This window comes from Nonomuraea sp. NPDC059194 (assembly GCF_042754765.1).
Classification (GTDB): domain Bacteria; phylum Actinomycetota; class Actinomycetes; order Streptosporangiales; family Streptosporangiaceae; genus Nonomuraea.
In genome coordinates this window covers 373,375-385,849 of the sequence record NZ_JBHZBH010000003.1, presented here as the reverse complement: position 1 = coordinate 385,849, position 12,475 = coordinate 373,375, and the positions used below count along the sequence as shown (strand labels likewise).

Genomic DNA, 12,475 nt, shown 5'->3' with positions numbered 1-12,475 from the left:
GAGGGCCCTGTCAGGTCCGACCCACGAAAGGGGGAAGCGGCATCTCATCATGAGATGTCGCGCGTCATGGTGAATGATCTTCCGCGTCGCGCCGTCACGCGCTCCGCCAAGCTGGCGACCCTTCCGCTCGGATTCGCCGGCCGTACGGTCATGGGCATCGGCAAGCGGATCGGCGGCAAGTCGGCCGAGCTGGTCGCCCAGGAGATCCAGCAGCGCACCGCCGAGCAGATCTTCAAGGTGCTCGGCGAGCTGAAGGGCGGAGCGATGAAGCTCGGCCAGGCACTGTCCATCTTCGAGGCGGCGCTGCCCCCCGAGATCGCGGGCCCCTACCGCGCGACGCTCACCAAGCTGCAGGACTCCGCTCCCCCGCTGCCCGCCGCCACCGTCCACAAGGTGCTGGCCGAGCAGTTGGGCGACGACTGGCGCGACAACTTCCAGTCCTTTGACGACCAGCCGACCGCAGCCGCCTCGATCGGGCAGGTCCACCGGGCGGTGTGGCACGACGGCAGGACGGTCGCCGTCAAGATCCAGTACCCGGGCGCGGGCAAGGCGCTGCTCGGCGACTTCGCCCAGCTGGCGCGCCTCGGCAAGCTCTTCGGGGTGCTGCTGCCGGGCCTCGACATCAGGGCGGTCCTGGCCGAGTTGCGCGAGCGCATCGCCGAGGAGCTCGACTACTTCCGCGAGGCAGAGGCGCAGCACGCCTTCGCCCAGGAGTTCGCCGACGATCCCGACTTCTTCGTGCCCGACGTCATCGCGGCCAACGAGGAGGTGCTGGTCACCGAGTGGATGGACGGCACGCCGCTGTCGCGCATCATCACCGACGGCACCAAGGACGAGCGCGACAGGGCGGGGCTGCTGTTCGTGCGCTTCCTGTTCTCCTCTCCGGCCCGCGTCGCGATGCTCCACGCCGACCCGCACCCGGGCAACTTCCGCATGCTGCCCGACGGCAGGCTCGGCGTGCTCGACTTCGGCGCGGTCAACCGGCTGCCCGAGGGGTACCCCAAGGTGTTCGGCCAGCTCACGCGCATCTTCAACCAGGGCGACATGGACACGGTGGTGACCGGGCTGCGCGACGAGGGCTTCATCCAGGAGCACATCGAGATCGACCCGGAGGCGTTGCGCGGATTCCTGGCGCCCTACGTGGAGCCGACGGCGGTGGAGGAGTTCACCTTCAGCAGGGAGTGGCTGCAGGCGCAGGCGGCCAGCGTGACCGACATTCGTCCGACGAACGTGGTCAGGCAGCTCAACCTGCCCGTCTCGTACGTGCTGATCCATCGGGTCCATGCGGCGGGGGTGGGGGTGCTGTGCCAACTCGGGACGACGGCCCGCTTTCGCGACGAGGTGATCCAGTGGGTCCCTGGCTTCGCCGATGAGGCCGTCGGCTGACCCCAGCCTGCGCCTCACCCTCGCGTCCTAACCCCAGCCTGCGGCTCACCCCTCGCGCGCCTGACCACCCAACGGGCGCGGCCATCCCCTGATCGAGTCGGCATCCCGCCAACAGCCCACTGCCCCAGACTTCAGCCTTCGCCTCAACCTCAGAAGCCGCCCCGGCCTCTGTTCCAAGTCACGCCCTCAGCCCTCCGTCCCTCCCCCAAGACACGCCTGCGCCCCACCCTCCAGCCCCGACCTGATCCCGAGTTACGGCTGCGCCTCACGTCGTCTCCTAACCCCCAGCGCACACCGTGCCCCCGCCCACCCCCGCCCTCTCGTGCTCCCGGGCCTCCCGGCGGTAGATCACAAAAATCGCTCGATTATGGTCGCATCGTGATAGATCTTCGCTCTGACACGGTGACCAAGCCTGACGAGAAGATGCGGGCGGCGATGGCGTCCGCCGAGGTCGGGGACGATGTCCTGGACGGGGACCCGACGATGCGGGCGCTGGAGGAACGGGCCGCTGAGCTCCTGGGCAAGGCGGCGGCTCTGTGGGTGCCGACCGGGTGCATGGGCAACGCGATCGCGCTGATGCTGCACCTGCGGCGTGGTGATCGGTTCCTGGCCGCCGCCGGAGCCCACGTGCTCGGCATGGAACTGGGCACACCCGCGTGGCTGGCCGGCGGTCTGCCGGAGCCGCTGCCGTGGGACGCAGGGCCGGGGCGCTTCTCCGCTGCCGCCGTACGCAGCGCGGCGGGCACGCCGGGGCCGTACTTCACCCTGCGCACAAGCCTGCTGTGTCTGGAGAACACCCACAACTCGGCGGGCGGCACGGTGACTCCGCTCGCCGAGCACGCCGAGTTGGTGGCGGCGGCGAGGGAGGCCGGGCTCAAGGTGCACCTCGACGGTGCCCGGATCTGGAACGCGGCCGTGGCCCTCGGCGCCACGCCCGCCCAACTGGCCATCGGCACGGACACCGTTCAGGTCTGCCTCAGCAAGGGGCTGGGTGCGCCGATGGGCTCGCTGGTGGCGGGAACGACGGAGTTCGTGGCTGAGGCCAGGCGGGTTCGGAAGATGCTGGGCGGCGGTGTACGGCAAGGCGGGATCGTCGCGGCGGCCGGGTTGGTCGCGCTCGACCGGATCGACGATCTGGCCGACGACCACGCCAATGCGGCACTGCTCGCGGAGGGACTGGCAGGACTCGGTCTGGAGACGAGCGCGCCGCAGACCAACATCGTGATGGCCACCGTGCCCGACCCTGGCGCGCTGCTGGAGCAGATGGCCGCGGCTGGAGTGCTGGCGGCGCCGATGGCGGGAAAGATCCGGTTCGTCACTCACAGAGACGTCTCCCGCGACGACATCACCGAGGCAGTGCGCCGCATCGGCACCGCCCTGCGGAACTGACCGCGACACGGCGGCTCACCGGTCCCGAGCCGACTCCGGCCGCGCTACGCCACTGACCGCAGCGCGGCTGCCCACCGGAAGGCGGGCCGCTGGCAGGACTGGGACGGCCGGCTCGGGCAGAGGCGGGCGCCGCGGGGCAGTTGGTGGCGGCCGGGGTGGGTTAGCGGCGGCATAAAGCCCTTTGGACAGCCGAAAGGCCGGGTGCGTGGAGCGCACCCGGCCTTTCTACGTGAGGTCAGACCGTGAGATCCTCCGCCGGCGGCAGGATCTCACCACCTATCCCTGGGAGAGAAGAGCCCTGCGGAGCCGGTCGTTGGCTCGCTGGACGCCACGCCGCGCGCGCTGGACGCGCTGGAAGCGGGACACCATCCGGTACTCCTCGGCCTCCCTGTGGAGGGTTTGTATTCGGTCATTGACCAGTTCTTGATACATATACGGCATTTCGAAGCTCCTACCAGGAATGATGCTCATCGGATGTCTCGGCTTTCTGTGGTGCGATGGGTGGGGTTCAGGCAGCGACCGGGTGCTTGCGGGGACGCCCGCGAGGCCGCTTGCGGGGAACGACGGTCCCCCTGAGGATCAGCTCGCCGCCCCAGACGCCCCACGGCTCCTCGCGCTCGAGCGCGCGGGCCAGGCAGGCCTTCTGGATCGGGCAGCCGCCGCAGAGCGTCTTCGCGAACTCGACGTCGTCGGGCGACTCGGCGAACCACAGGTCGGGGTCGGTACGACAGGGGATTTCGGCTTCGTCGATCAGGTCCATGATCGTCTTGGCCCCCATCTGTGTCTCCTTCTGGTTGTTCTTGGTCGGGTACCTCGTGGGTGTCGGGGATCACGGACAAACAAGAAGGCCGCGGATCCTGTCTGCGGATCCGCGGCCTGGAGGCTGAAAGTGCCGGTCAGGTTATGACCGGTTCATCCCTCCAGGGTTGCGGACCGCGCAGTCCACCCTTGGTGATCTGCTGGGTCGGCACGTCAGCGCCCGCGATGTAGACGGGGGCGCCCTGGACAGCGGCTGCGCCGTAGCCTGCGTGGAACGCGAGCTGGCTGCGGGCAGACTGGTCCTGTCGGACTCTGGCCAGGCCACTGGCTAGCCTGACGCCGTCACGGCATGCGGAAGCGAGCCACTGCGTGGCCGACATTTCAGTCATGTTCCTCACCGGGGCTCACCTCCACTCTGGGATCGTCGGACAGGAGTGTCCGACTCGCTTGACCATGACCCTAAACCGGGAAGCCCGGAAGGGGCAACATATTTTCTACCTGCAGTTTTACGACTTCGCCACGCGGATCATGCACTCCTGAACCACGGACACGGCCAGGTCGCCCGACGGCGTGAACATCTCACCCCGCGCAAGCCCCCGCGCTCCTCCTGACCAGGGGGACTCCTGAGCATAGAGCAGCCACTCGTCGGCCCTGAAGGGGCGGTGGAACCACATGGCGTGATCGAGCGAGGCTCCGGAGACGTTCGAGGCGCCCCATGCCAGGCCGTGGGCGAGGAGCACGGTGTCGACGAGCGTGAAGTCGGAGGCGTAGGCGGCCAGCACCACGTGCAGCAGCCGGTCGTCGGGCAGTTCGGCGTCGTAGCGGAACCACACGTTGTTCTCCGCCGAGCGCAGCGACGGGTCCTTGTAGGCCTCCCAGGTCAGCGGGGAGACATAGCGGGCGTCGACGGGGCGGGGGCGGGCCAGCCACTCCTTCCACTGCGAGTCGTCGCCCACCAGCTCCAGCATGCGCGACTGGAACGTCGGCAGCTCCTCGGGGCCGACGACCTGCGGCATGACCGCGGCCTGGTGGTGGACGCCCTCCTCGAAGATGTGGAAGGAGGCGGACATCGTGAAGATCGCCTTGCCGTGCTGGACGGCGACGACCCTGCGGGTGGTGAACGACCTGCCGTCCCTGACCCGCTCGACGTTGTAGACAATCGGGATCGAGGGGTCGCCCGGGCGGATGAAGTAGGCGTGCAGGGAGTGCACGTCGCGGTCCTCGGGCACGGTACGGCCGGCAGCGACGAGCGCCTGGGCCGCGACCTGGCCGCCGAAGACCCGCTGGATGCGCTCTTCGGGGCTCCGCCCGCGGAAGATGTCGAGCTCGATCTGCTCCAGGTCGAGCAGGTCGAGCAGCTCCTTGAGCGCTTCGTTCACGGCGGGTCCCCTTCTACGGCGAAAGCCATCCAAACCTAGTGTGACGGGACTGATGCCGCGACCGCTCCCGGGGTCGTCGGGCCGCCTTCGGGGGCTGGTGTGGTGAAGGTCTCTCGGAGGGCGGGCGTCTCCTCGGGGGCGGACGTGGCCGCGGGTAGCGGGGACGGTCGACGATCCGACGAGTGCCGCAGGGGCGAGCGTCTTCTCGGGAGGGTGGGGGATGAGGCCGCGGTGGCGGGGCGCGAGGGTCCAGGCGACCCCCCGGACCCGGCGGCATGGGCCGGGGGTGCGCAGGCCGTGGGCGACACCCAGGGCGAGACCGGTGGCCGGGGGGCGGGGGCGCGAGGGTCCGCGGGCGACACCCACTAGAGGCCCCGGGGGCCGGTTAGGTGTGGGTGCGGCAGATGTCGAGGACGGCGGAGCCGTACCGGTCGAGTTTGACCTTGCCGATGCCCGCGATCGACAGCAGCTCCTGCTCGCTGCGCGGCGCGCGTTCGGCGATCGCCTGGAGGGTGACGTCGGTGAACACCACGTACGGCGGCACCTTGGCCTCCTTCGCGGTGGACGTGCGCCACACCTTCAGCGCCTCCAGCAGCGCCTCGTCGTAGTCGGAGGGGCAGGTCGAGCACCGGCCCAGCTTCTGCTCGGCCGCCGCCACCAGAGTCTTGCCGCACACCCTGCAGTTGACGGGGGCGGCGACCTGGCGACGCGGCGCGGCGGCGGAAGCCGTACCGGAGGAGGAGCGGGCGGGGCGGCCGGTCAGGCCGTCGAGGAAGCGGGAGGGACGGCGGCCCCTGCGTCCGCCGGGGGCGCGGGCGAGCGCCCATGACAGGCCGAGGTGGACGCGGGCGCGGGTGATGCCGACGTAGAGGAGGCGGCGTTCCTCCTCGATCTGTTCGGGCGTCTCGGCGTAGATGATCGGCATCATGCCGTCGGTGAGCCCGACGAGGAAGACCGCGTCCCACTCCAGGCCCTTGGCCGCGTGGAGGGAGGCCAGGGTGACGCCCTCGACGGGCGGGGCGTGCTGTTCGGTGGCGCGGCGTTCGAGCTCGGCGACGAAGGCGGGCAGGTCGCCGCCGTCGGCGGCCAGGTCCTCGGCCAGGTCGGCGAGGGCGCGCAGCGACTCCCACTCCTCGCGTGCCTTGCCGCCGCCGGGCGGGACGGGGGTGAGGCCGATGCCGCCGAGGATGCCGTGGACCTCCTGCGCCAGCGGCTCGCCGGAGGCGGATCGGGCCGCGCCGCGCAGCAGGACGACGGCCCGCCGTACCTCTGGACGCTCGAAGAAGCGGTCGGCGCCGCGCACCAGGTAGGGGATGTCGGCCTTGGCGAGCGCCTCTTCGTAGGCCTCTGACTGGGCGTTCACGCGGAACAGGACGGCGATCTCGCGGGGCGACACGCCCTTGTCGATCAGTTTCCTGATCGCGCGGGCCACTCCGGCGGCCTCGGCGGGCTCGTCGTCGTGCTCGGCGAACGCGGGCGCGGGCCCCTCGGGGCGCTGGGCGAGGAGTTCGAGGCGGTGGGGGCTCTTGCCCTTGGCGATGACGAGGTTGGCCAGGCCGACGACCTGGGGCGTGGACCGGTAGTCGCGCACCAGCCTGACCAGGGAGGCGTTCGGGTACTCGACGGAGAACCCGGTGAGGTAGCGGGGGGTCGCGCCGGTGAAGGAGTAGATCGTCTGGTTGGGGTCGCCGACGACGCACAGGTCGTCGCGCCCGCCGAGCCAGGTGTCGAGCAGGAGCTTCTGCAGCGGGTTGACGTCCTGGTACTCGTCGACGACGAAGTAGCGGTACTGCTGGCGGATCTGGTTGGCGACGTCGGCGTGCTCGGTCATCACGGCGGCGGTCAGCTCGAGGATCGTCTCGAAGTCGACCAGGTGGCGTTCGCGGCGCAGTTGCTCGTAGGCCTCGTAGAGCCTGGCGATCTCCTCCGCGGGCGCGGGGGGCGCGCGGTGGGCCTTGGCGGCGGCGGCCACGTAGTCCTCGTGGCCGATCTGGGTGACCTTGGCCCACTCGATCTCGGAGGCGATGTCGCGCAGCTCCGACCGGTCGGGGCTGCGGCGGATCAGCCTGGACGCCTCGACGAGCAGCGGCAGCTTCGACTCGATCACCGAGGGCGCGGAGCCGCCGATCACTCTGGGCCAGAAGTAGGTGAGCTGGCGCAGCGCGGCGGCGTGGAACGTGCGCGCCTGCACGCCCGGCGCGCCGAGCTGGCGCAGCCGCTGCCGCAGCTCCGCGGCGGCGCGTGTGGTGAAGGTCACCGCGAGCACGCCCTGCGCGTCGACCACCCCCGTGTGCACGGCGTGCGCGATGCGGTGGGTGATCGCCCTGGTCTTGCCCGTGCCCGCACCGGCGAGCACGCAGACCGGCCCGCGTACGGCCTCGGCCACCGCGCGTTGCTCGGGGTCGAGCCCGGCCAGAACGTCATCGCCTGTCATCACATCAACATCCTCGCAGCAGGTGGCGGGGGGCCACTCCATTCTGGCAACATGCCGCCGTCACCTGTTTCTTCATCGCTGAGATGCGAAAAGTAGGTCATTTCCCCCACAATGGGGGCCGACCGAATCATGGGGGAAAGGAAGGCCCGTGCGAGCTGCGGTGATCGCGAGTGTTCTCGCTGCCGTCGCGTTGATCCCCGGAGTGGCGCACGCGTCGAAGGACCCGTCCCCCTCGTACAGCGACCCGCTGGGCGGCACGACGTTCGAGACCGTCTCGTACGGCCCCGGCCGCCATCAGGCGATGGACGTCTGGTGGACGCCCGACTACAACAAGCACCCTGCCGTCTTCCTCATCCACGGCGGCTGGTGGTCGAGCGGCGACAAGAAGTACATGACCGAGATCAGCCGCAGCTACGTCGAGCTGGGCTACACGGTCATCAACCTCAACTACCGCCTGTCCACCGAGGCGCCGTGGCCCGCGCAGCGCACCGACGCCTTCGACGCGATCGCCACCGCCCGCAGGCATGCCGACCGCTGGAACTTCGACCCGAACAACTACGTGGTCGTCGGCTTCTCCGCGGGCGGGCACATCGCCGCCGCCGTCGGCACGTACGGCGACGGCGCGCTCCAGGGGCTCAAGGGCGTCGTCGGCGTCTCCCCCGTGATCTCGCCGCTGCGCGCCTACACCGACGGCGCCGACTCCCCCGACCCCAACCGCGTCAAGCTGCGCGACGCCGCGATCAGGCTGGCGGGCGGCTGCGAGCCCAAGGGCAAGTGCTCGCGCGTGTGGGCCTCGATGGAGGTGCCGTGGCACGCCAGCAAGAAGGACGCGCCGATGCTGACCGTCCACTCCGACGACGAGTTCGTGCCGGTGACGCAGAGCCTGCTGCTGAAGGAGATGCTCGGCCAGGTCGGGGTCAAGATGACGGTCTTCACCGAGCCCGGCATCTCACACAGCGCCCCGCTCTACAGGGAGCCGGGGGTCGCCGAGCGCGTGCACCAGTGGATCGCCGAGCGGCTGGCTTCCTGACCCTGGAATTACCTGGGCCTTCCGGATTGTTGCGGTCTTTGGCCTTCGTTTGAACCCGGAAGGATTGTCATATGGCGCTCACCGTCTACTCCACCAGCTGGTGCGGTCCCTGCAAGCGGCTCAAGAGCCAGCTCACCCGTGAGGGCATCGCCTACGAAGACGTCGACATCGAGCGCAACCCCTCGGCGGCGGAGTTCGTGATGAGCGTCAACAACGGCAACCAGATGGTGCCGACCGTGGTCGTGGACGCCCCTGGCGGCCGCACGGTGCTGACCAACCCGCCCGTCGCCCAGATCAAGCGCCTCCTCGAGGCCGCTTGAGATAGGCACCGCCCCGGCTCCTGCGAGCCGGGGCCCGGTCACCAGTCGCCGGTCAGGTGGTCGCCGTACCAGGTCTCGATCAGGCGGCGGGCGATGGAGACCGGCGGCGGGAGCCGTACCTCGCCGCTTCGCAGTGCGGCCAGCAACTCGGCGCGGGTGAACCAGCGGGCCTCGGCGATCTCGTCGGCGTCGCAGACGATCTCGGTGGTGGTGGCGTGAGCGAAGAAGCCCAGCATGAGGCTGCGGGGGAAGGGCCACGGCTGGCTGCCGAGGTAGCGGGGGTTGACGACGGTGACGCCGACCTCCTCGGCCACCTCGCGGATGACCGCGTGCTCCAGCGACTCTCCCGGCTCCACGAATCCGGCCAGGATCGACAGCCGCCCCTCGGGCCACTGCGGGCCGCGGGCCAGCAGGCAGCGGTCGCGCTCGTCGCGCACCAGCATGATGACCGCGGGGTCCACCCTGGGGAAGTGCTGGCTGCGGTCCTCGGGGCAGACGCGGATGTGCCCGCCCGCCTCGACCGTCGTACGACTGCCGCACCGCGGGCAGAACTCGTGGGTGGTGTGCCAGGCCTCCAGCGCGACGGCGTAGACGAGCAGGCCCGCGTCGCGGTCGCCGAGGAGCGCTCCAACCTGGCGCAGCCCCGCGGGGAACGGCTCACCCTCGGGCGTCTCGTCCAGGCCCATCGGGGCGACGACCCGGCCGTTGGTGTCGGCTGTGGCGAATCCCGGCAGCGGCGCGGCCACCGCGAAGTAGGCGACGCCGTTCTCGACACCGAGCAGGTAGCGCTCGCCCTCGGGGGCCTGCCGCGTGGTGTAGAGGACGGCGTCGACCTGGTCGCCGGTGCGCCTGACCAGCGTGTGGCCCTCGTGGACGACCAGCACTCTGCTCGCCGGGTCGGCCCAGGCGGTGGCGAGCCAGCCGGAGTCGCCACGCAGCAGTGCCGATCTGTCGATCGTGCCGCGCGCGAGGAGCAGCGGCCCCAATAGTTGCTCTTCCGCCGTCGTCTCCACGCGCCACTTCCTCCCCGAAGGTCCACGTCATCTTATGACGATCGGTTGACCTCGGCAGGACACAGGGGCATCCAGCTAATTACGCTTTCCGTGCCGCACCATGATCTGCAGCCGATAGGATCAGCCGAGTTAGGTTAGCCTTACCTGAGCTTCCGGGGGTGCCACGCGTTGCGGCTCTACGTGACCGCTGCCAAACCGACCGACTCGGTGACCGACGGATTCCTGCCCGCGGCGCGCGCCCTGGGCTGCGACGTCACGATCCTCACCGACCGGCCGGAGCAGCATCCTGACGCGATCGCGTGCGACGTGTGGGACCCGCGCGCGGTGATCGACACGATCGCCCACCACCACCGGCCTGACGCGATCTTCTCCAACTCCGACCACCTGCAGGTGGAGACCGCGCTGGCGGCGGAGTACTTCGGGCTGCCCGGCAAGGACTGGCGGGCGTGCCTGGCGGCCAAGAACAAGTCGCTGACCCGCAGGAGGCTGGCCCTGGCGGGGGTCGAGCGGGTCTGGTCCGTACGGCTGGCCCCCGGCGACCCCGTGCCCGCCCGCGTGCCGTACCCGGTGGTGGTCAAACCGCGCGAAGGGGTGGCCAGCGAGAACGTCATGCTGGTCGAACGCGACCTGGAGCGGGCGATCGCCGGGCTGCGCGACCGGCCGCTGGTCGTGGAGGAGTACCTGGAGGGGCCGCTGCGCACGCTGGAGACGCTCGGCGACGGCCGCACGACCAGGGTGCTCGGCGGGTTCGCGACCACGCTGGGGCCGCTGCCGTACTTCGTGGAGGAGCGGCTGGACTGGGCGCCCGACGCCGATCCGCACGTGCTGCGGGCGCTGGCCGCGCTGGGCGTCGGGTTCGGGGCGTGCCACACCGAGTACGTGGCCACCGCGAAAGGCCCGAGAATCGTCGAGGTGAACTACCGGGCCATCGGCGATCACTGCGACTTCCTGCTGGCCGACCTCCTCGGCGTGCCGCTGTTCGAGTGGATCCTGCGGGTGCACCTGGGCGAGCCCGCGCCCGAGATCCCCTCCGCCACCGGTCACGGGTGCGCGGTGAGCGTGGTGGCCGACAGATCGGGCGTGGTCGTGCAGGCGCCGCCTGCCTACGAAGGGGACGGGTTGTGGCACAGGCCGCTCAGAAGCGTGGGCGACAGGGTGGAGCTCACCCACACCAACCGCGACTACCTGGGCGTGATCAGAGCGGTCGGGCCCTCGGCGGAGAAGGTCGAGGCGGCCGTCGGGGCGTTCATGCGACGGCATCCGTGGGTGATCGCGTGAGACCGCGCGAGCCGTACCTCGCCAGGAGGGTCCTCGACGCGCTGCTCCGGGAGGGCTACGGCGACCTGGGCAAACGGGTCACCAGGAGCAAGGAGGGCGTGGCGCTGCTGCTGGCCGACGGCAGGCGCGTACGGCTGGCCCCCGGCCTGCTCTTCCAGGACTTCGTCGTCGCCGACGACGAGCTGCTCGGCCTCGAACAGGTGCTCAACACGCTGCAGGAGATCGCCGACCCGGCCGACGCGGAGGGCGTGGCGGCCTTCTTCGAGGAGTGCGTGGAGGCGCTCCACGCGCTCGAACTGCACGACGAGCACCAGCCCCGCGTCACCGGCAGGGAGCTGGCCGACTACGAATCGATGGCGGCCTTCGTCGACCACCCCGTCTACCCGACGGCGCGGGCCAGGGCCGGGCTGTCGGACGACGAACTGCTCGCCTACGCCCCCGAGTTCGCGCCCTCGTTCGACCTGCGATGGGCGTGGGTGCCGCGCGAGCACGTGACGGGCGCGGCCGCGCACTGGGCCGCGGAGGCGGACGGCGCGGTGCTGCTGCCCGTCCACCCGCTGACCGTGGGCGCGCTGCCGCCGCAGGCCCGGCTCGCGGAGGGCGGCCCGCGCGTCACGGTCAGGCCCACGCTGTCGATGCGGACCGTGCAGCTCGACGCGCGCACACAGCTGAAGCTGCCGCTGCCCACCAGCACGCTCGGCCGCCGCAACCGCCGTTCGATCAAGCCGTCGACGCTCGCCGACGGCGCCGCCGCCGAGCGGCTGCTGCGCGAGCTGGCCGACCCCGGCATCCTGCTGGCCGACGAGCAGACCTACGCCCACGCGGGCCACGAGTACCTCGGCTGGATGCTGCGCCGCCTGCCCGAGGGCACGATCATCCCGGTCGCCGCGCTGAACGTCCCGGAGGTGCGGGAGGAGCTCGGCGACGTGGAGGGCCTGCTCGCCCGCTACCTCACGACGCTGCTGCGGTGGAACGTGCGGCTGTTCGTCAGGTACGGCGTGGCCCTGGAGGCCCACCAGCAGAACCTGGCGCTCGTCCTGACGGGAGGCGAGCTCAAGCTGCTCGTCAAGGACAATGACGGCCTGCTCGCCTCCCCCGCCAGGCTGGCCGCCGCGGGCGTGACGCCGCCGTCCTTCACCGACGAGCGGATGTTCACCGACGACCCCCACGCGCTCGCCGACGTGTTCGTGACCATCACCCTGCACCTGGCCGCCGCCTCCATCGCCTTCGGCGCGCTGCCCGCCGACCGGGCCGCCGCGCTGGTGCGCTCGTGCCTGGAAGAGGCGCTGGCCGAGCACGGCGACGACCCCATGGCCAGGCTGCTGCGCTGCCGCACGCTCGACGCGGCCAGGCTGACCGGCAAGTCGATGATCACCGCCGGGACCCTCGTGGCGAAGGAGCGCTCAGGCGCGCGCGACATCAACAAGTTCTACGGCACCAGCGGTCCCAACTATCTGAGGGCCCTTTCCTTCGCGAGGAGCGCTTGA

10 protein-coding genes are annotated in these 12,475 nt (G+C 70.7%); 6 read left to right on the top strand and 4 right to left on the bottom strand.

Annotated features, from left to right (window positions below; genetic code table 11):
• The first annotated feature begins 69 nt into the window (after positions 1-69).
• Both ACFXJ8_RS07115 and ACFXJ8_RS07110 read left to right on the top strand, forming a co-directional pair.
• Positions 70-1,386 (top strand): ABC1 kinase family protein, encoded by a 1,317-nt coding sequence (locus ACFXJ8_RS07115; protein WP_379642934.1) that lies wholly within the window; start codon positions 70-72, stop codon positions 1,384-1,386.
• A 402-nt stretch (positions 1,387-1,788) separates the two neighbouring features.
• Positions 1,789-2,775: a threonine aldolase family protein gene (locus tag ACFXJ8_RS07110; protein WP_379642909.1), complete on the top strand. Its 987-nt coding sequence runs from the start codon at positions 1,789-1,791 to the stop codon at positions 2,773-2,775.
• A gap of 508 nt (positions 2,776-3,283) precedes the next feature.
• On the opposite strand, the gene ACFXJ8_RS07105 is transcribed toward ACFXJ8_RS07110, so the two are convergent.
• The 3 genes from ACFXJ8_RS07105 to ACFXJ8_RS07095 all read right to left on the bottom strand — a co-directional run bounded on the left by ACFXJ8_RS07105 (position 3,284) and on the right by ACFXJ8_RS07095 (position 7,347).
• Positions 3,284-3,553, bottom strand: a complete 270-nt coding sequence (locus ACFXJ8_RS07105) for a WhiB family transcriptional regulator (protein WP_379642908.1) — start codon at positions 3,551-3,553, stop codon at positions 3,284-3,286.
• Positions 3,554-4,040: 487 nt separating this feature from the next.
• Complete coding sequence (locus tag ACFXJ8_RS07100) at positions 4,041-4,913, bottom strand: acyl-CoA thioesterase (protein WP_379642907.1); 873 nt, start codon at positions 4,911-4,913, stop codon at positions 4,041-4,043.
• 385 nt (positions 4,914-5,298) lie between these two features.
• On the bottom strand, positions 5,299-7,347 hold the full coding sequence (locus ACFXJ8_RS07095; RefSeq protein WP_379642906.1) for an ATP-dependent DNA helicase UvrD2: 2,049 nt from the start codon (positions 7,345-7,347) through the stop codon (positions 5,299-5,301).
• Between the two features lie 148 nt (positions 7,348-7,495).
• Between ACFXJ8_RS07095 and ACFXJ8_RS07090 the strand changes: the two genes are divergently transcribed.
• Positions 7,496-8,377, top strand: coding sequence for an alpha/beta hydrolase (locus ACFXJ8_RS07090; RefSeq protein WP_379642905.1), 882 nt, complete (start codon positions 7,496-7,498; stop codon positions 8,375-8,377).
• Between the two features lie 71 nt (positions 8,378-8,448).
• On the top strand, positions 8,449-8,697 hold the full coding sequence (locus ACFXJ8_RS07085; RefSeq protein ID WP_379642904.1) for a mycoredoxin: 249 nt from the start codon (positions 8,449-8,451) through the stop codon (positions 8,695-8,697).
• 38 nt (positions 8,698-8,735) lie between these two features.
• Here ACFXJ8_RS07085 and nudC read toward each other — a convergent pair whose 3' ends face one another.
• Positions 8,736-9,710 (bottom strand): NAD(+) diphosphatase, encoded by a 975-nt coding sequence (nudC, locus tag ACFXJ8_RS07080; RefSeq protein WP_379642903.1) that lies wholly within the window; start codon positions 9,708-9,710, stop codon positions 8,736-8,738.
• A gap of 168 nt (positions 9,711-9,878) precedes the next feature.
• Here nudC and ACFXJ8_RS07075 point away from each other — a divergent pair, with 168 nt between their 5' ends.
• The gene (locus tag ACFXJ8_RS07075) at positions 9,879-10,988 is read left to right on the top strand and encodes an acetyl-CoA carboxylase biotin carboxylase subunit family protein (protein ID WP_379642902.1); all 1,110 of its coding nucleotides are present in this window, start codon (positions 9,879-9,881) and stop codon (positions 10,986-10,988) included.
• Positions 10,985-12,475, top strand: a complete 1,491-nt coding sequence (locus ACFXJ8_RS07070; RefSeq protein ID WP_379642901.1) for an IucA/IucC family protein — start codon at positions 10,985-10,987, stop codon at positions 12,473-12,475. Before ACFXJ8_RS07075 ends, ACFXJ8_RS07070 begins: the two co-directional genes overlap by 4 nt.